Source organism: Pseudomonas peli (genome assembly GCF_900099645.1).
In the GTDB taxonomy this organism is placed as follows: domain Bacteria; phylum Pseudomonadota; class Gammaproteobacteria; order Pseudomonadales; family Pseudomonadaceae; genus Aquipseudomonas; species Aquipseudomonas peli.
The window spans coordinates 447021-465208 of record NZ_FMTL01000001.1; the positions used below are offsets into that span (position 1 = coordinate 447021).

Here is an 18188-nt window from a genome sequence, read left to right on the forward strand (position 1 = left end):
AATTATCGGGTAATGCCGCGGCTTGAAGCCTGAATAGAATCGCGGAAGATAGCGACTTCGGGGAACTCTGCAGACGACTCGGCCAGCTCGGCCATCGCCTGCTCAACCGTAAGGCCCTGGCGATAGACAATCTTGTAGGCACGGCGCAAGGCAGCAATGGCCTCGGCGCTGAAACCGCGACGGCGCATGCCTTCGAAGTTCATGCTGCGCGCTTCGGCCGGGTTACCGAATACGGTGACAAATGCCGGTACATCCTTGCCAATCGCCGTGCCCATACCGGAAAAGCTGTGCGCACCGATACGGCAGAATTGATGGACCAGGGTGTAGCCGGAAAGAATCGCCCAGTCATCGACCCACACATGCCCAGCCAGCGCAGTGTTGTTGACCAGGATGCAATGGTTACCGATCACGCTGTCATGGCCAATATGGGCATAGGCCATGATCAGATTGTGGTCACCCAAGGTGGTTTCGCTGCGATCCTGCACGGTGCCGCGGTGGATGGTGACACCCTCGCGAATCACATTGTGGTCGCCAATGACCAGCCGAGTCGCCTCGCCCTGGTACTTGAGGTCAGGTGTGTCTTCACCCACCGAAGAGAACTGATAGATGCGGTTGTGTTTACCGATCCGCGTCGGCCCCTTGAGGATCACATGGGGGCCGATCACTGTACCCTCGCCAATTTCTACATCGGCCCCAACTATCGACCAAGGGCCGACGACGACGTCGTCAGCCAACTTGGCGCTGGGATCGATGATGGCGCGAGGGTCAATCAAACTCATAGCTTGCGTTCCGCACAGATGATTTCTGCCGAGCAGACTTCCTTGCCGTCGACGCTGGCTTTGCACTCGAACTTCCAGATGCTGCGCTTGCTGCTCAGGTAACAGGCTTCGAGGATCAGTTGATCACCCGGCACCACTGGCTGACGAAAGCGTAGCTTGTCGGAGCCGACAAAGTAATACAGGGTGCCATCGGAGGGCTTCAGGTCCATCATCTTGAAACCGAGAATGCCGGCTGCCTGAGCCATAGCTTCGATGATCAACACGCCGGGCATAATCGGGTGCTCAGGGAAATGCCCGTTGAAAAACGGCTCATTGATGCTGACATTCTTGTAGGCACGAATTCGCTTGCCTTCAATATCCAGCTCAGCCACCCGGTCCACCAAGAGGAACGGGTAGCGGTGCGGCAAGTATTCACGAATCTGGTTAATGTCCATCATGTGCAGAGAAGCCTGTAAGAGAAAAAAGAGAAGCCGGCAAACACCGGCTCAGGCATCAGATGAAGTGTCGGCGGTTGGGGTCACGGCCGCCAGCTGCTTTTCCAACTGTTGCAGGCGGCGCGCCATATCATCCAACTGACGAATCCGTGCCGCGCTCTTGCGCCATTCAGCAGCTGGCTGCATGGCGGTGCCCGAGGAATAGGACCCCGGTTCAGTTATCGAACGTGTGACCATGGTCATACCGGTGACAAATACGTTGTCGCACACCTCGATGTGCCCAACCATGCCCACACCACCGGCGATCATGCAGTTCTTGCCAATCTTGGTACTGCCGGAAATACCCGCGCAACCGGCCATGGCCGTGTTGTCGCCGATCTGCACGTTGTGCGCGATCATGATCTGGTTATCCAGCTTCACTCCATTACCAATCAGCGTGTCTGAGAGTGCGCCACGGTCGACAGTGGTATTGGCGCCTATCTCGACGTCATCACCGATGGTCACCCCACCGATCTGCGCGATCTTCTGCCACACGCCCTTCTCGTTGGCAAAGCCGAAGCCCTCACCGCCGATCACCGCGCCAGATTGAATAACCACCCGCTTGCCGATCCGTACATCGTGATACAGCGTTACTCGCGGGGCCAGCCAACCGCCCTCGCCGATCAACGAGCGCGCGCCGACAACGCAATGCGCACCTACCGTTACGCCAGCCGCAATCCGTGCACCACTCTCAATCACCGCATAGGCGCCGATACTGGCAGTCGCATCGATCTGTGCATCCGCAGCTACCACAGCAGTGGGGTGCACGCCAGGCAATGCCTGGGGCTTACGGTCAAACAGATGTGAAAGTTCGGCGTAGGCCAGATAGGGATTAGCAACGACCAAGACATTGCCGGCATAGCCTTCGGCATCAGCTGCGGTCAACAGCACCGCGCCTGACTGGCAGCCCGAGAGAAACTTACGGTATTGCGCATTTGCGAGAAAGCTCAGCTGATCAGCGCCGGCTTCCTGCAAGGTAGCCAAGCCGCTGATCGGCTTGCCTGTGTCGCCACGCAAGGTAGCGCCCAGACGCTCGGCCAGCTGGCCAAGGGTATAAACCGTTGCACTCATGATCAGCGCAGCTGATTCATGCGCTCGATAACCTGGCGGGTGATGTCGAACTGAGGTTTGACATCAATCACCGCACCGCGCTCAAGCACCAGGTCGAAGTTACCGGTCTTGATCACTTCTTCCACGGCCTTGTCCAGGTTCGGCTTGAGCTTTTTCAGCATTTCACGATCAGCCACGGCCTTGGACTCATTCAGCTCCTTGGACTGGAACTGGAAGTCACGAGCTTTTTGCTTGAATTCAAGCTCCAGGCGCTCGCGCTCAGCGGTCTGCATTTTTTCGCCGTCTTTAACTAGACGGTCCTGAATGCGCTTGGCGTCGCTTTCCAGGGTTTTCAGCTTGTTCAACTGCGGGCCGAATTTCTTCTCGGCGTCCACAGCGTAACGCTTGGCAGCATCAGATTCCAGCAAGGCCATTTGGTAATTCAGTACGGCTACTTTCATCTCGGCAAAAGCCGGGGTTGCCAGCAGGGCAACGCTTAACAAAACTAGTTGAGTCAACTTACGCACGGTGCAACTCCTGCAAAACTGTTGGTATTCAAAAATCCGACGCTTAGAACGTCTGACCGAGAGAGAACTGGAAAATCTGCGTATCAGCATCATCCGGTTTGATGATTGGCATGGCCAAGCTAAAGCTCAACGGCCCCAGGGCTGTGATCCACGTCAAACCAACACCCACAGAGCTGGCCAAGTTGCCTGGATCGATGCTGCCGCACTCTTCCTGGGACTTGCCACAGTTGGTGTCGAAGACGTTACCCACGTCCCAGAACAGCGCAGTACGCAGAGAGCGTTGATCTTTCACGAAAGGCATGGGGAACAACAGCTCAGCACCACCTTGAATCAGTACGTTGCCACCAAAGGGCAGTGGGTCTTGGTCAGGGTCGAAGGCTGTACCAGGATTGATACCGCGGCTAGGCGTGCTACGCGGCCCCAGGCTGCTGTCCTTAAAGCCACGTACCGAGTTAAAACCACCGGCATAGTAGTGTTCATAGAACGGCAGATCAGAGGTAGAACCGTAACTCTCACCATAACCCAGCTGGCTGTGCAGACGCAGGGTGTAGGTGTCAGTCAGCGGTTTGAAGACTTGGCCTCGGTAATCAACCTTGAAGAACGACAGGTCACTGCCCGGCACCGTGGTTTCAAAGACCAAACTTTGCGAGTGACCACGGTTAGCGAGTACGCCGCGGTTTAGTGTCGACTCAGACCAACCGACCGATGCTTTGAGGTTCAGATAACTGTCCCCCTCTTGCTCGATAAAGTTGAAAATCTCATCAACCGTATACACACCAGTACCGATGCTGTCGTTCTGCACGGTCAGACCATAGGTCAGGCGCGAAGTATCACTGATTGGATAGCCGATACTGGCGCCCACGCCGTAGCTATCCACCGAGTAGCTGGACACATCGGTGTTCAGTTCGTCGTAATCGGTTTCACGGAAGAAGGCGTTGTAGCCCAAACTAACGCCATCTGGCGTCCAGTAGGGGTCAACAAAACCAAAGTTGTAGTTGCTCTGATACTCACTGCGAGTCAAGCCGACGCTGACCTTGTTACCCGTTCCCAGGAAGTTGTTCTGGGTAATCGAGCCACCGAGAATCAGACCGGCGTTCTGGGCAAAACCAACGCTGGCGGTGATGGAGCCAGAAGCTTGCTCTTCCACGCTGTAGTTGACGTCAACCTGGTCATCGGTGCCTGGCACCTGTGGGGTTTCGACGTTAACTTCCTTGAAGTACCCCAGACGCTCCAGGCGGGTCTTGGACTGGTCAATCAGGTACGTCGAAGCCCAGCCCCCCTCCATCTGACGCATTTCACGGCGCAGCACTTTGTCTTCCGACTTGGTGTTACCACGGAAGTTGATGCGATTAACGTAAGCTCGCTTGCCCGGGTCAACCACAAAGGTAATCGACACAGTGCCGTCATCATGAGCTTCTGGTACGCCGTTAACGTTGGCAAAGGTATAACCTTCATTACCCAGACGGCGGGTGATGAGTTCAGACGTGGTGGTCATCACTTTGCGCGAGAACACCTGACCTTCCTGAACCAGCAGCAATGCCCGTACGTCTTCTTCCGGAACCTTCAGTTCACCGCTGAGTTTGACCTCACGTACGGTGTACTTCTCGCCTTCGTCGACATTGACGGTGACATAGACGTGTTTTTTGTCCGGGGTAATGGATACCTGAGTCGAGCTGATATCCATATTGATATAGCCGCGATCCAGGTAATAGGAACGCAGGCGCTCCAAGTCGCCGGAAAGTTTTTCACGGGCGTACTTGTCATCGTTTTTAAAGAAGGACAGCCAGTTGGTGGTCTTCAGCTCAAACAGGTCAATCAGGTCCTCATCAGCAAAGACTGAGTTACCCACCACGTTGATATGCTGAATTGCAGCAACGGAGCCTTCATTGATATTGATCTTTAGCGCTACGCGGTTGCGCGGCTGCGGAATCACTTCGGCTTCGATTTCGGCGGAATAGCGACCCTGCGCAACGTATTGACGTTGCAGCTCATTACGCACACCTTCAAGGGTTGCGCGCTGGAAAATCTCACCTTCAGACAGACCGGACTGATTGAGACCTTTGAGCAAGTCTTCGCTGGTGATGGCCTTGTTGCCTTCGATTTCGATACTGGAAATCGACGGACGCTCAACTACGGTCACAACCAGTACGTCGCCATCGCGACCGAGCTGAATGTCTTGGAAAAAGCCGGTTTTGAACAGCTCGCGGGTCGCCTCAACCAGCGAACGGTCATCGGCTTGCGCGCCCACATTAAGTGGCAGGGCACCGAATACGCTACCCGCGGAAACGCGCTGCAGACCGGTGACCCGGATATCGGAGATGGTGAAGGACTCGGCGTGAACTTCGGTGATCATCAGTGCGGCAAGCACCGCAGGTAGCAGCAGACGTTTCATGAAGTCCTTTCTTATTCCAACTGACAATAAAAAATCTGCCGCTTAGTGCGACACGTATTGTTCGTACCGAGAGCGTAATTCAGCAGTGGTTACAGGCGACCCAAGTCGTTTACCAGGGCCAGTAGCATCACCCCGATGACCAAACTGATGCCGATCTGCATCCCCCAACCCTGTATCCGTTCCGACAGCGGGCGACCACGCACCCACTCGACCAGATAAAAAAGCAGATGCCCCCCATCCAGCACGGGGATAGGCAACAAATTAAGAACCCCCAGACTAATGCTTAAGTAGGCGAGAAATTTAAGAAAATCACTCAAACCTGACTCAGCAGAAGCGCCCGCCACTTTAGCAATGGTTATCGGCCCGCTCAAGTTTTTTACCGAGAGCTCGCCAAACAGCATTTTCTTCAGTGAATTAAGGGTCAGAACGCTCATTGTCCAGGTGTTTTTGGCACCTTCGGCGATGGCTTCTAATGGGCCATAGCTGACTTCGCGCAACATCTCAGGCGGCCATTCGCCACCCGCGACACCAGCACCCAGGTAACCACTGAGCGCCTCACCTTCACCGCGAGCGGCCAGAGTCAACGGCACATCCAGCTGCTGGCCTTGGCGCTCTACCCGCAAACTAATCTTTTTACCCGGTAAGCCACGCACTTGATCCACCAGCTGCTGCCAATCGGCCAAAGACTGACCGTCGAGCGCAAGCAGGCGATCACCAACCTGCAAGCCCGCAGCAAATGCCGGACCTTCAGGATCAAGCTGCGCCAGCACCGGCTGCAGAGCCGGACGCCAAGGACGAATACCCAATGAGGAGATGGGATCTGGCTCATCAGCACCGCGCAGCCAGTTATCCAGGACGATCTGCCGAGGACTGTCGACCGAGGAACCCGGCTCGCGTACCGCGAGATCCAGCCGACCACTTTCACCCAGCCGACTAACCAGCTGCAGATTTACCGAAGCCCAGCCGGTGGTGGGCTCGCCGTCAACCGCAACAATCTCCTGCCCGACCTGCAAACCAGCGACATCGGCCAGACTGCCCGCTTCGACCGCGCCAATAACCGGGCGCACCTGCTGGCTGCCCAGCATCGCCACAACCCAGAAGAACAGTAGCGCTAGGAGGAAATTCGCCACCGGACCAGCCGCCACGATGGCAATACGCTGCTGGACTGACTTGCGATTGAACGACTGATCAAGCAGCTCCGGCGGCACATCGCCTTCGCGCTCATCGAGCATCTTCACATAACCGCCCAGCGGGATGGCGGCCACGACAAACTCAGTGCCCTGGCGGTCATGCCAACGCAGCAGCGGGCTGCCAAAACCGACGGAAAACCGCAGTACCTTGACGCCACAACGGCGGGCGACCCAGAAGTGCCCATATTCGTGGATGGTTACCAGCACACCCAGTGCAACCAGGGTGCCGACCAACATATAAAGCGCACTCATCAAACTTCTCCGCGTCGGCGATCAGCGCCGACTCAGCCATTGTTCGGCCAGATAGCGGGCCCGACCATCTGCAGCCAGCACCGTATCCAGGCTCTCAACCGCCAGGGCGGGCTCAGCGTGCAAAACGTCTTCGATGATACTCGCGATCTCGGGAAAGCGGATGCGTCGCTCAAGGAATGCAGCAACCGCCACTTCATTGGCCGCATTAAGCATGGCAGGAGCAGTGCCGCCGGCCTGCGCCGCCTCACGCGCCAGACGCAGACAAGGAAAGCGCTGTTCGTCCGGCGCCTGGAAATCTAACCGAGCGACGGCAAACAGATCCAGCGGAGCAACGCCGGAGTCGATTCGCTCCGGCCAGGCTAGGGCATGACTGATCGGCGTGCGCATATCCGGATTACCCAACTGGGCCAGTACCGAACCGTCGACATAATCGACCAGCGAATGGATCACGCTCTGCGGATGCACCACCACTTCAATTTGCGCCGGAGTGGCATCAAACAACCAACAGGCCTCGATCAGCTCCAGGCCTTTGTTCATCATGCTCGCTGAGTCGACCGAGATCTTGCGCCCCATCGACCAATTGGGATGCGCGCACGCCTGCTCGGGAGTGACTGCATGCAACTGCTCCAGCGGCATTTCGCGAAATGGCCCACCCGAGGCGGTCAACAGAATACGCCGCACACCGACTTGCTGCAGGCCGCGAGCGTAGTCACCCGGCAGGCACTGGAAAATCGCATTGTGTTCACTATCGATTGGCAACAGCACAGCGCCGCTTTTACGCACAGCCTGCATAAACAGCGCGCCCGACATCACCAGAGCTTCTTTGTTTGCCAGCAGCACCTTCTTGCCGGCCTCGACCGCCGCCAGGGTCGGCGGCAAACCGGCCGCGCCGACGATAGCAGCCATCACCGCATCCACTTCAGGATGCGCTGCCACTTCACACAACCCATCGGAGCCATGCAGCACTTGAGTGGTAAGCCCGGCAGCACGCAAGCCCTCCTGCAGGTGGCAAGCTTGCAGAGCCTGCGGCACCACAGCAAAGCGCGGGCGGTAGATCATGCACAACGCCTCCAGCTCAGTCAGACGACTGAAACCGGACAATGCGAATACTTGATAACGCTCTGGATGGCGGGCGATGACATCAAGGGTGCTCAGACCTATCGAGCCGGTCGCCCCCAGCACGGTAATCTGCTGCGGATGACTCACAGCGAGCCCCAACCCGCCAGCCATAGCAGCGCGGCGAACACAGGAATCGCCGCCGTCAGGCTGTCGATACGGTCCAACACGCCACCGTGGCCCGGCAGCAGATTACTGCTGTCCTTAACCCCGGATTGACGCTTGAACATGCTTTCGGTCAGATCACCGACAACCGAGATCAACACCACCACGGCGGTGCCGATCAAGCCCAGCAACAGACTGGCAAACGACCAGTCACGGTAAATCGCCACGCCCACACAGATCAGCAGGGTCGCCAGCAGGCCACCGAACACCCCTTCCCAGCTTTTACCGGGGCTTACCTGCGGGGCCAGCTTACGCTTGCCGAAGCGCCGACCGGCGAAATAGGCACCGATATCCGCGCCCCACACCAGCACCATCACCGCCAGAATTAGCCAATTCGCTTCAGGCCACTGTTTGAACAGCACCAAGCCTTGCCAAGCCGGCAGTAGAATCAGCAAGCCAATCAGTAATCTGATCGGAGCCTGAGTCCAGTAACGGCTGCTGGCTGGATAACCCAAGACCAGAAAGGTCGCCACTACCCACCAGACAACCCCTAACGACAACATCCAGGGCGCCAACGCTGGCAACAGATACAAGCCAAACAACAACGTAGCTACCAGCGCGGCGTAGGCCACGCGCTGCACCTGGGCAGTAAATCCTGCCAGCCGCGCCCATTCCCAGGCGCCCAAACTGACCACCGCGCCGATAAACAGCGCAAACAGCGTGCCATTGAGCAGAAAGAAGCCACCCAGGGCGAATGGCAACAGCACCAGCGCCGTGATAATTCGTTGTTTGAGCATCAGCTACGGGCCTCAGCAGCCACCTGATCGCTGGTTTTCCCAAAGCGACGCTGGCGGCTAGCAAAATCGGCCAAGGCTTTGCGCATGGCGTCGTGTTTGAAATCCGGCCAAAACAGGTCGGAGAAATACAGCTCGGTGTAGGCCAGCTGCCAGAGCAGGAAGTTACTGATGCGGTGCTCACCACCGGTGCGGATGCACAGATCCGGCAGCGGCAAATCGCCGGTTACCAGGCAACTCTGCAGCAATTCGGGAGTGATGTCCTCGGCGCGCAAATGACCGCCTTGAACTTCACGGGCCAAACGCTGCGCCGCCTGAGCAATATCCCACTGGCCACCATAGTTGGCCGCCACCTGCAGGACAAAGCGTTTGTCGCCAGCAGTCTGCGCTTCAGCCTCACGCATCGCGGCCTGCAACTCAGGGTGAAAGCGTGAGCGATCACCAATGATGCGCAGGCTGATGTCATTGGCATTGAGCTTCTTCGCCTCGCGGCGCAGCGCACTGAGGAACAGCTCCATCAGCGCACTGACTTCCTCGGCCGGGCGCTGCCAGTTTTCACTGGAGAAGGCGAACAGCGTCAGCACCTCGACGCCCGCCTCGGCGCACACCTCGATCACCGCACGCACCGCATCGACACCGGCTTTATGGCCGGCCACGCCGGGCAGCAGACGCTTCTTCGCCCAGCGATTGTTACCGTCCATGATGATCGCCACATGCCGTGGCACGGCGAACGGACTACCGTCTTTGGTCTTTTCCATGACGATATCCTGGCCGTTAAACGGCCATCAGATCCGCTTCTTTCTGCTTCACTGCCACTTCGATTTCCGCGACAAACTTGTCGGTCAGCTTCTGGATTTCGTCGGCCGCACGGCGCTCTTCGTCTTCGCTGATTTCCTTCTCTTTAACCAGGTCTTTCAACTGGCTCAGGGCGTCACGACGAATATTGCGCACCGCCACACGACCATCTTCAGCCGCATCACGCGCCTGCTTGGTGAAGCCCTTACGGGTTTCTTCGGTCAGCGCCGGCATGGAGATCAGCAGCAGCTCACCCAGGTTGGTCGGGTTGAAGCCCAGACCGGAGCTCTGGATCGCCTTGTCGACAGCCGCCAGCATGTTGCGCTCAAAGGCCACAACCTGCAGGGTACGGGCGTCCTTGACGGTGACGTTAGCTACTTGGTTCAGCGGGGTGTCGGAGCCGTAGTAAGGCACCATAACGCCACCGAGGATGCTTGGATGGGCCTGACCGGTACGGATTCGGCTGAAGGCATGAACCAGTGATTCCAGGCTCTTTTGCATACGCACTTGGGCGTCTTTCTTGATCTCATTGATCATGTTTATCTTCCTCAATCAGAGTGCCTTCAGCGCCACCCACTACAACGTTTAGCAGGGCACCAGGCTTGTTCATGTTGAAAACACGCAGCGGCATATTATGGTCGCGGCACAGGCAGATGGCCGTCAGGTCCATTACGCCCAGCTTGCGGTCGAGCACCTCATCGTAGGTCAGGCGATCGAACTTCTCGGCATGCGGGTCTTTGAATGGATCGGCAGTGTACACACCATCCACCTTGGTCGCCTTGAGCACCACGTCGGCATCAATTTCGATGGCGCGCAGGCAAGCGGCCGAGTCGGTGGTAAAGAACGGATTACCAGTGCCAGCGGCGAAAATCACCACCTCACCGGTTTTCAGATGACGCAGCGCCTTGCGCCGGTCGTAGTGATCGGTCACCCCAACCATGGAAATGGCCGACATGACGATGGCCGGGATATTCGAACGCTCCAGCGCGTCGCGCATGGCCAAGGCGTTCATCACGGTCGCCAGCATGCCCATATGGTCGCCGGTTACCCGATCCATACCCGCTGCGCTCAGCGCCGCGCCACGGAACAGGTTGCCACCACCTATAACCAGACCGACCTGTACACCGATACCGACCAACTGACCGACTTCCAGCGCCATGCGGTCCAGCACCTTGGGATCGATGCCAAAATCTTCCGACCCCATCAGGGCCTCGCCGCTAAGTTTGAGCAGAATGCGCTTGTAGCGCGGTTGACGACCACTCATCTGCTGAGCCATTGCGAGTCTCTCCTGCGGCGTTTGAATTCTGTGCAAACCTTCGGTTCGCTTTTATCGAGCGCTTCGACAGCGCCATGAGTCATTGGTACCAAAGCACCAACCACTCCACAGCTTAGCTGCGCCCTCAATTTGACAAAGAGGCCGCGCGCGTTAGCGGGCAGCCTCTTCGGGGCAACAGCGGTTAGCCGTCTTACTGCTTGCTGGCAGCAGCTACTTGCGCAGCAACTTCTTCAGCAAAGTTGTCGACCGGCTTCTCGATGCCTTCGCCAACCTTGAAGTAGGTGAAGGAAACGATTTCAGCACCGGCTTTCTTAGCCAGAGCACCGACCTTGATTTCCGGATCCTTAACGAAGGCTTGCTCAACCAGGCTGGCTTCAGCCAGGAACTTCTGGATACGACCAGCAACCATCTTCTCGACGATTTCGGCCGGTTTGCCCTTGATCTTGTCTTCGTTGAGGCTGACGAACACGGCTTTCTCGCGCTCGATGGCTTCAGCGGAAACTTCCGAAGGCAGCAGGAATTCAGGGTTGCTTGCAGCTACGTGCATGGCGATGTCTTTGGCCAGGTCGACGGTGCCGCCCTTGAGCACAACCACAACACCGATCTTATTGCCGTGCAGGTAAGAACCCAGAACGTCACCTTCAATACGCGCCAGACGACGGATATTGACGTTCTCGCCAGTTTTGGCAACCAGGGCCAGACGGGCTTCTTCTTGAGCAGCGATCAGCGGCTCAACTTCGGTCATCTTGTCAGCAAAGGCTTTCTCGACGCTGGCAGCAACGAAGTTCTTGAAATCGTCCTGCAGAGCCAGGAAGTCGGTCTGCGAGTTGACTTCGAGAATGACGGCAGTCTTGACATCTTCCTTGATGCTGATAGCGCCTTCAGCAGCCACGTTGCCGGCTTTCTTGGCAGCTTTGATCGCGCCGGAAGCACGCATGTCATCGATGGCTTTTTCGATGTCGCCGCCAGCCTTGGTCAAGGCCTTCTTGCAATCCATCATGCCTTCGCCAGTACGCTCACGCAGTTCTTTAACCAACGCTGCAGTAATTTCTGCCATTTCAAAATCCTCTGGATAGGTTGTTAACCATTCCACCCGCGAAAACGGGCGCTCAATTCGTAACGCATTGCCGACAATGACCAGAAACGATTGCAACTGCACGTCGACGATGGTTTTCAAGGTGGCAAAAAGGGGGCTAAGCCCCCTTTTTGCGAACTAAGCAAACGCTAAGCGCGTTTTACTTAGCCTTCAGCAGTTTCTGCAGCCGGGGCTTGCTCAACGAACTCGTCGGCGCCGCCGTTAGCGTTGGTGCGACCACGGATTACCGAGTCAGCCATTGCACCCATGTACAGCTGGATGGCGCGAATGGCGTCATCGTTACCTGGGATGATGTAGTCAACGCCTTCAGGGCTGCTGTTGGTATCGACGATGCCGATAACTGGGATACCCAGCTTGTTGGCTTCGGTGATAGCAATGCGCTCGTGGTCAACGTCGATCACGAACAAAGCGTCTGGCAGACCGCCCATGTCCTTGATACCACCCAGGCTGCGATCCAGCTTTTCCAGATCACGGGTGCGCATCAGGGCTTCTTTCTTGGTCAGCTTGGCGAAAGTACCGTCCTGGGACTGAACTTCCAGATCACGCAGACGCTTGATCGAGGCGCGGATGGTTTTGTAGTTGGTCAGCATGCCGCCCAACCAGCGATGATCGACGTACGGCGAACCGCAACGTGCTGCTTCTTCAGCAACGATCTTGCCAGCGGAACGCTTGGTGCCCACGAACAGAATCTTGTTTTTGCCCGAAGCCAGTTTCTCAACGAAGGACAGTGCTTCGTTGAACATTGGCAGGGTTTTTTCAAGGTTGATGATGTGGATCTTGTTGCGCGCGCCGAAAATGTACTTGCCCATTTTCGGGTTCCAGTAACGGGTCTGGTGGCCGAAGTGCACACCGGCCTTCAGCATATCGCGCATGTTGACTTGGGACATGATAGTTCCTTGATAAGTCGGGTTAGGCCTCCACGCATCCCGATCTCCAACCCGGCGAACTTGTCGCAAGGCACCCAGGAAACCGTGTCGATACGTGTGTGGGTTTAAGCTTTCGGGCACACAGCCCGTAAAGCGGCGCGTTTTATATCATAAAAGTCAGGACCAAGCTACTCACAGACAACAACATATGCAGCCAAGTTAGCCGCAGGTTTAACGTAGCGCTTATAGCTGGCGACTTGTAGCTGTTAAGATGTCGCCCTTTCTGTTCGCGTTCGAGAGCCGCACATGACCGTCACCATCAAAACGCCCGACGAAATCGAGAAAATGCGCGTAGCCGGTCGCTTGGCTGCCGAAGTTCTGGAAATGATTGGCGAACACGTCAAGCCCGGCGTCACCACCGAAGAGCTTGATCGCATCTGCCATGACTATATTGTCAACGTGCAACAGGCCATCCCTGCGCCGCTCAATTACAAAGGTTTCCCTAAGTCGATCTGCACTTCGGTCAACCACGTCGTCTGCCACGGCATCCCAAATGACAAGCCGCTGAAAGAAGGCGACGTGATCAACATCGACATCACCGTGATCAAAGATGGCTACCACGGCGATACCAGCAAGATGTTTATGGTCGGCAAAGTGCCGGAGTGGGCTGAACGCCTGGCCAAGATCACTCAGGAATGCATGTACAAAGGGATTGAGCTGGTCAAGCCCGGCACGCGCCTGGGCGATATTGGCGAAGTGATCCAGAAGCATGCGGAGAAGAACGGTTTCTCGGTGGTGCGCGAATACTGCGGCCATGGCATTGGCGCAGTGTTCCATGAAGAACCGCAAGTGCTGCACTATGGCCGCGCCGGCACTGGTATGGAACTGAAGGAAGGCATGACCTTCACCATCGAGCCGATGATCAACCAGGGCCGACCGGAAACCCGCACCCTGGGTGACGGCTGGACCGCAATCACCAAGGATCGCAAGCTCTCCGCCCAGTGGGAGCACACCATTCTGGTGACCGCTGATGGCTACGAGATCTTCACCCTGCGCAGTGATGACACCATCGCCCGTACATCGGCCTGAGCCGCTCGCTGAGTCTGCTCTATAGATAGAAGGAAGGCCGCAATGCCGCAGGTAGATCCCGAGCTGTTCGACCGCGGCCAGTTCCAGGCGGAACTGGCCCTAAAGGCCAGTCCTATTGCGGCGTTCAAAAAGGCCATTCGCCACGCCCGCGAAGTGCTCGACGGGCGTTTCACCAGTGGTCGCGATGTGCGCCGCCTGGTTGAAGACCGCGCCTGGTTTGTCGACCAGATATTGCGCGAAGCCTGGGACCGCCTGTCGTGGAGTGAAGACGCCGATATCGCCCTGCTCGCAGTCGGCGGCTATGGCCGCGGCGAGCTGCACCCCTTCTCCGATATCGACCTGCTAATCCTGCTCGACAACGCCGACCACGAAACCTTCCGCGAGCCCATCGAGCGCTTCCTTACCCTGCTCTGGGATATCGGCCTGGAAGTCGGGCAGAGCGTGCGCAGCGTGGATGAATGCGCCGAAGAGGCGCGCGCCGACCTGACGGTGATTACCAACCTGATGGAAAGCCGCACCATTGCCGGTCCCGAACGCCTGCGTCAGCGTATGCAGGCGGTCACCAGCACCGAGCAGATGTGGCCAAGCAAGCAGTTCTTCCTAGCCAAGCACAAAGAGCAGCGCGCCCGTCACGGCAAATACAACGACACCGAATACAACCTCGAGCCCAACGTCAAAGGCTCACCCGGCGGATTACGCGATATCCAGACCATCCTTTGGGTCGCACGCCGGCATTTCGGCACGCTGAACCTGCACGCCATGGTCGGCCAGGGCTTTTTGCTGGAAAGCGAATACGCCCTGCTCGCCTCCAGTCAGGAATTCCTCTGGAAGGTGCGCTACGCACTGCACATGCTCGCTGGCCGCGCCGAAGACCGTCTGCTGTTTGACCACCAGAGCAAGGTAGCGGCCCTGCTGGGTTACGAAGACAGCGACAGCAAGCTCGCCATTGAGCGCTTTATGCAGAAGTACTACCGCGTGGTGATGGCGATCGCCGAATTGAGCGATCTGATCGTCCAGCACTTTGAAGAGCAAATCCTCAACGCCGGCGAAATTGGCCAGGCCACGCCGCTTAACAGTCGTTTCCTGCTGCGTGATGGCTATATCGAGGTCGCGCACCCCAACGTCTTCAAGCGTACGCCGTTTGCCATCATGGAAATCTTCGTCCTGATGGCGCAGCACCCCGACATCAAAGGCGTGTGCGCCAATAGCATTCGCCTGCTGCGCGAGCACCGTCACCTGATCGACGATGATTTCCGCCGTGACATCCGCAACACCAGCCTGTTCGTTGAACTGTTCAAAAGCCCGCAAGGCATTCATCGTAATCTGCGGCGCATGAACCGTTACGGCATCCTCGGCCTGTACCTGCCGGAGTTCGGCCATATTGTCGGGCAGATGCAGCACGACCTGTTCCACATCTATACGGTCGATGCGCACACCCTGAACCTGATCAAGCACCTGCGTAAGTTCAAGTGGACTGAGCTTGCGGAAAAATTCCCCCTGGCCAGCAAGCTGATCGACAAGCTACCCAAACCCGAGCTGATCTATATGGCCGGGCTGTATCACGACATCGGCAAAGGCCGAGGCGGCGACCATTCGGAGCTCGGTGCGGTAGACGCGGAAGCCTTCTGTGTACGCCACCAGCTGCCAAACTGGGACTCCAAGCTGATCGTCTGGCTGGTGCAACACCACCTGGTGATGTCCACCACGGCGCAGCGCAAAGACTTGTCCGACCCACAGGTCATCTTCGACTTCGCCCGCCTGGTCGGCGACCAAACCCGCCTGGATTACCTCTATGTGCTGACCGTGGCCGACATCAACGCCACCAACCCCAGCCTGTGGAACTCCTGGCGTGCCAGCCTGCTGCGCCAGCTGTATACCGAGACCAAGCGTGCGCTGCGCCGCGGCCTGGAAAACCCGCTGGACCGCGAAGAGCAGATACGCCTGACGCAGATCGCCGCCCTGGACATCCTGGTGCGCGGCGGCACCGACCCGGATGATGCCGAGCAACTCTGGTCGCAACTGGGTGACGATTACTTCCTGCGCCACACGGCATCGGACGTGGCCTGGCACAGCGAGGCGATCCTGCAACACGGCAACAACAGCGAGCCGTTGGTACTGATCAAGGAGACCACCCAGCGCGAGTTTGAAGGTGGCACGCAGATCTTCATCTACGCCCAGGATCAGCACGACTTTTTTGCCGTGACCGTGGCGGCCATGGCCCAGCTCAACCTGAACATCCATGACGCGCGGATTCTCACCTCCACCAGCCAGTTCACCCTCGACACCTACATCGTGCTCGAAGGCGAAGGCGGCTCGATTGGCGAAAACCCAGTGCGGATCAAAGAGATTCGCCAGGGCTTGGTCGACGCATTGAAGAACCCAGACGACTACCCGGCCATTATCCAACGCCGGGTACCGCGCCAGCTCAAGCACTTTGCTTTTGCGCCGCAAGTGACCATTCACAACGATGCGCACCGACCAGTGACCATCCTCGAAGTCACCGCACCGGATCGACCGGGCCTGCTGGCGCGAATCGGGCGGATTTTCCTCGACTTCGACCTGTCGCTGCAGAATGCCAAGATCGCCACTCTGGGCGAGCGGGTGGAGGACGTGTTCTTCGTCACCGACGCGCACAACCAGCCGCTGTCCGACCCCGAGCTGTGCATGCGCCTGCAGGAAACCATGGTTGCGCAACTGTCCGATGCCCCAGGCACGCAGGCCGAACCAAGCCGAATCGTTATTTAAAGCCCCTTATTACCCTTGAGCCGCCCGCCATCTTGGATGCGGGCGCTGGCAGACCTCAGGAAGCAACAATGAACGACGCGTTAAACCAGCTGCAGCCCTACCCGTTCGAAAAGCTCCGCGCACTGCTGGGCGCCCTACAGGCTCCCGCCGGCAAGAGCCCGATTGCCCTGTCGATCGGTGAGCCGAAACACCGCTCGCCGGAATTTGTCGCCGAGGCGTTGCGCGCGAACCTCGACCAGCTTGCGGTCTACCCGACCACCCTGGGCATCCCGGCGCTGCGTGAAGCCATCGCCAACTGGTGTAACCGCCGCTTTGGCCTTCCGGCCGGCGTGCTCGATCCGGCGCGCCACGTGCTGCCGGTCAACGGCACACGTGAGGCGCTGTTTGCTTTTACCCAGGCGGTGGTCAAGCGCGATGTCGATGGCCTGGTAGTCAGCCCCAACCCCTTCTATCAGATCTATGAAGGCGCGGCTTTTCTTGCCGGCGCGCAGCCGCACTATCTACCATGCCTAGAAGAACATGGTTTCAACCCGGATTTCGACGCCGTCAGCGACGAGGTCTGGCAGCGTTGCCAGATCCTCTTTCTCTGCTCACCCGGCAACCCGACCGGCGCGCTGATTCCGCTGCCGACACTGAAGAAGCTGATCGCCCTGGCCGATAAATTCGACTTCGTGATCGCAGCGGATGAGTGCTACAGCGAGTTGTATTTCGATGAAGGCCACCCGCCGGCCGGCCTGCTGACCGCCTGCGCCGAACTGGGCCGCCATGATTTCAAACGCTGCGTGGTGTTCCACAGCCTCTCCAAGCGCTCCAACCTGCCAGGCCTGCGCTCGGGCTTCGTCGCCGGTGACGCCGACATTCTGAAATCTTTCCTGCTGTACCGTACCTACCACGGCTGCGCCATGCCGGTGCAAACCCAGCTGGCCAGCGTCGCCGCCTGGAGCGACGAAGCCCACGTCAAAGCCAACCGCGACCTGTACCGCGAGAAGTTCGACGCGGTGCTGGCGATTCTTGGCGATGTGCTGGATGTGCAACGGCCGGATGGCGGTTTCTACCTGTGGGCGAAAACGCCGATAGACGATGAAACATTTACCCGCGAGCTGTTTGCCCGCGAGCATGTCACCGTGGTGCCTGGTTCGTACCTGTCGCGCGCAGTGGACGGCAACAACCCGGGTGCCGGCCGTGTGCGCATGGCTCTGGTCGCGCCGCTGGCCGAGTGCGTGGCAGCAGCCGAACGTATCCGTGATTTTGTGAAGAGCCTCTGATGAGCAAGACCCTGTTTGGCATAAAAGCCTGCGACACCATGAAAAAAGCCCGCACGTGGCTCGACAAGCACGGGGTAAGCTACGCCTTTCATGATTACAAAGCCTGCGGCATAGACCGTGGCAACCTGGAAAAGTGGTGCAATGAGCATGGTTGGGAAACCATCCTGAACCGTGCAGGCACCACCTTCCGCAAGCTGGACGAGGCGCAGAAAAGCGGTCTCGATCAGCACAAGGCGATCGAACTGATGCTCGCCCAACCGTCGATGATCAAACGCCCGGTGCTGGATCTCGGCAACAAGACCCTGGTTGGCTTCAAAGCCGACCGTTATGCCGCCGAACTGGTTTGAACCAGCCGGCCCACACGAATTTGCGGTAAGG

Annotated in this window: 17 protein-coding genes; 4 read left to right on the top strand and 13 right to left on the bottom strand. The window is 57.9% G+C overall.

From position 1 onward, the window contains the following. Positions 1-2: 2 nt before the first annotated feature. From lpxA to rpsB, 13 genes are all read right to left on the bottom strand, one after another. Positions 3-779 carry an acyl-ACP--UDP-N-acetylglucosamine O-acyltransferase gene (gene lpxA / locus BLO50_RS02240; protein ID WP_090248379.1) on the bottom strand — a complete coding sequence of 259 codons (777 nt, stop codon included), beginning with the start codon at positions 777-779 and terminating at the stop codon, positions 3-5. Then, the gene (gene fabZ, locus BLO50_RS02245) at positions 776-1216 is read right to left on the bottom strand and encodes a 3-hydroxyacyl-ACP dehydratase FabZ (protein ID WP_090248381.1); all 441 of its coding nucleotides are present in this window, start codon (positions 1214-1216) and stop codon (positions 776-778) included. Before fabZ ends, lpxA begins: the two co-directional genes overlap by 4 nt. A 48-nt stretch (positions 1217-1264) precedes the next feature. Continuing rightward, positions 1265-2326 (bottom strand): UDP-3-O-(3-hydroxymyristoyl)glucosamine N-acyltransferase, encoded by a 1062-nt coding sequence (gene lpxD, locus BLO50_RS02250; protein WP_090248382.1) that lies wholly within the window; start codon positions 2324-2326, stop codon positions 1265-1267. Beyond that, complete coding sequence (locus tag BLO50_RS02255) at positions 2326-2829, bottom strand: OmpH/Skp family outer membrane protein (protein WP_090248384.1); 504 nt, start codon at positions 2827-2829, stop codon at positions 2326-2328. The genes lpxD and BLO50_RS02255 overlap by 1 nt, the downstream gene beginning before the upstream one ends. Before the next feature lie 43 nt (positions 2830-2872). Beyond that, complete coding sequence (gene bamA, locus BLO50_RS02260; protein WP_090248385.1) at positions 2873-5221, bottom strand: outer membrane protein assembly factor BamA; 2349 nt, start codon at positions 5219-5221, stop codon at positions 2873-2875. Between the two features lie 89 nt (positions 5222-5310). Next, positions 5311-6663, bottom strand: a complete 1353-nt coding sequence (gene rseP / locus BLO50_RS02265; RefSeq protein ID WP_090248387.1) for a sigma E protease regulator RseP — start codon at positions 6661-6663, stop codon at positions 5311-5313. A gap of 21 nt (positions 6664-6684) precedes the next feature. Then, a complete protein-coding gene (gene ispC, locus BLO50_RS02270; protein WP_090251132.1) occupies positions 6685-7869 on the bottom strand; it encodes a 1-deoxy-D-xylulose-5-phosphate reductoisomerase in 1185 nt (394 codons plus the stop codon). After that, on the bottom strand, positions 7866-8681 hold the full coding sequence (locus BLO50_RS02275; protein WP_090248388.1) for a phosphatidate cytidylyltransferase: 816 nt from the start codon (positions 8679-8681) through the stop codon (positions 7866-7868). The genes ispC and BLO50_RS02275 overlap by 4 nt, the downstream gene beginning before the upstream one ends. Then, on the bottom strand, positions 8681-9436 hold the full coding sequence (gene uppS, locus BLO50_RS02280) for a polyprenyl diphosphate synthase (protein ID WP_090248390.1): 756 nt from the start codon (positions 9434-9436) through the stop codon (positions 8681-8683). Before uppS ends, BLO50_RS02275 begins: the two co-directional genes overlap by 1 nt. Before the next feature lie 16 nt (positions 9437-9452). After that, positions 9453-10010 (bottom strand): ribosome recycling factor, encoded by a 558-nt coding sequence (frr, locus tag BLO50_RS02285; RefSeq protein ID WP_090248391.1) that lies wholly within the window; start codon positions 10008-10010, stop codon positions 9453-9455. Continuing rightward, positions 10000-10749: a UMP kinase gene (gene pyrH / locus BLO50_RS02290; protein WP_090248393.1), complete on the bottom strand. Its 750-nt coding sequence runs from the start codon at positions 10747-10749 to the stop codon at positions 10000-10002. The genes frr and pyrH overlap by 11 nt, the downstream gene beginning before the upstream one ends. A gap of 190 nt (positions 10750-10939) precedes the next feature. Next, positions 10940-11806 carry a translation elongation factor Ts gene (tsf, locus tag BLO50_RS02295; RefSeq protein WP_090248394.1) on the bottom strand — a complete coding sequence of 289 codons (867 nt, stop codon included), beginning with the start codon at positions 11804-11806 and terminating at the stop codon, positions 10940-10942. A 182-nt stretch (positions 11807-11988) separates the two neighbouring features. Beyond that, the gene (rpsB, locus tag BLO50_RS02300; RefSeq protein ID WP_090248396.1) at positions 11989-12732 is read right to left on the bottom strand and encodes a 30S ribosomal protein S2; all 744 of its coding nucleotides are present in this window, start codon (positions 12730-12732) and stop codon (positions 11989-11991) included. Between the two features lie 285 nt (positions 12733-13017). Here rpsB and map point away from each other — a divergent pair, with 285 nt between their 5' ends. The 4 genes from map to BLO50_RS02320 all read left to right on the top strand — a co-directional run bounded on the left by map (position 13018) and on the right by BLO50_RS02320 (position 18157). Further along, positions 13018-13800, top strand: a complete 783-nt coding sequence (gene map / locus BLO50_RS02305) for a type I methionyl aminopeptidase (protein WP_090248397.1) — start codon at positions 13018-13020, stop codon at positions 13798-13800. A 42-nt stretch (positions 13801-13842) separates the two neighbouring features. Beyond that, entirely contained in the window at positions 13843-16545 is a 2703-nt protein-coding gene (locus BLO50_RS02310) for a [protein-PII] uridylyltransferase (protein WP_090248399.1), read from the top strand. A 68-nt stretch (positions 16546-16613) separates the two neighbouring features. Then, entirely contained in the window at positions 16614-17810 is a 1197-nt protein-coding gene (gene dapC, locus BLO50_RS02315) for a succinyldiaminopimelate transaminase (protein WP_090248400.1), read from the top strand. Further along, the gene (locus BLO50_RS02320) at positions 17810-18157 is read left to right on the top strand and encodes an ArsC family reductase (protein ID WP_090248402.1); all 348 of its coding nucleotides are present in this window, start codon (positions 17810-17812) and stop codon (positions 18155-18157) included. The genes dapC and BLO50_RS02320 overlap by 1 nt, the downstream gene beginning before the upstream one ends. The last annotated feature ends 31 nt before the right edge of the window (positions 18158-18188 follow it).

Coding starts and splice junctions, on each gene's coding strand:
- dapC (WP_090248400.1), top strand. CDS start 16,614: ATGAACGACGCGTTAAACCAGCTGCAGCCCTACCCGTTCGAAAAGCTC.
- frr (WP_090248391.1), bottom strand. CDS start 10,010: ATGATCAATGAGATCAAGAAAGACGCCCAAGTGCGTATGCAAAAGAGC.
- BLO50_RS02320 (WP_090248402.1), top strand. CDS start 17,810: ATGAGCAAGACCCTGTTTGGCATAAAAGCCTGCGACACCATGAAAAAA.
- pyrH (WP_090248393.1), bottom strand. CDS start 10,749: ATGGCTCAGCAGATGAGTGGTCGTCAACCGCGCTACAAGCGCATTCTG.
- fabZ (WP_090248381.1), bottom strand. CDS start 1,216: ATGATGGACATTAACCAGATTCGTGAATACTTGCCGCACCGCTACCCG.
- BLO50_RS02275 (WP_090248388.1), bottom strand. CDS start 8,681: ATGCTCAAACAACGAATTATCACGGCGCTGGTGCTGTTGCCATTCGCC.
- BLO50_RS02310 (WP_090248399.1), top strand. CDS start 13,843: ATGCCGCAGGTAGATCCCGAGCTGTTCGACCGCGGCCAGTTCCAGGCG.
- map (WP_090248397.1), top strand. CDS start 13,018: ATGACCGTCACCATCAAAACGCCCGACGAAATCGAGAAAATGCGCGTA.
- lpxA (WP_090248379.1), bottom strand. CDS start 779: ATGAGTTTGATTGACCCTCGCGCCATCATCGATCCCAGCGCCAAGTTG.
- tsf (WP_090248394.1), bottom strand. CDS start 11,806: ATGGCAGAAATTACTGCAGCGTTGGTTAAAGAACTGCGTGAGCGTACT.
- rpsB (WP_090248396.1), bottom strand. CDS start 12,732: ATGTCCCAAGTCAACATGCGCGATATGCTGAAGGCCGGTGTGCACTTC.
- bamA (WP_090248385.1), bottom strand. CDS start 5,221: ATGAAACGTCTGCTGCTACCTGCGGTGCTTGCCGCACTGATGATCACC.
- uppS (WP_090248390.1), bottom strand. CDS start 9,436: ATGGAAAAGACCAAAGACGGTAGTCCGTTCGCCGTGCCACGGCATGTG.
- rseP (WP_090248387.1), bottom strand. CDS start 6,663: ATGAGTGCGCTTTATATGTTGGTCGGCACCCTGGTTGCACTGGGTGTG.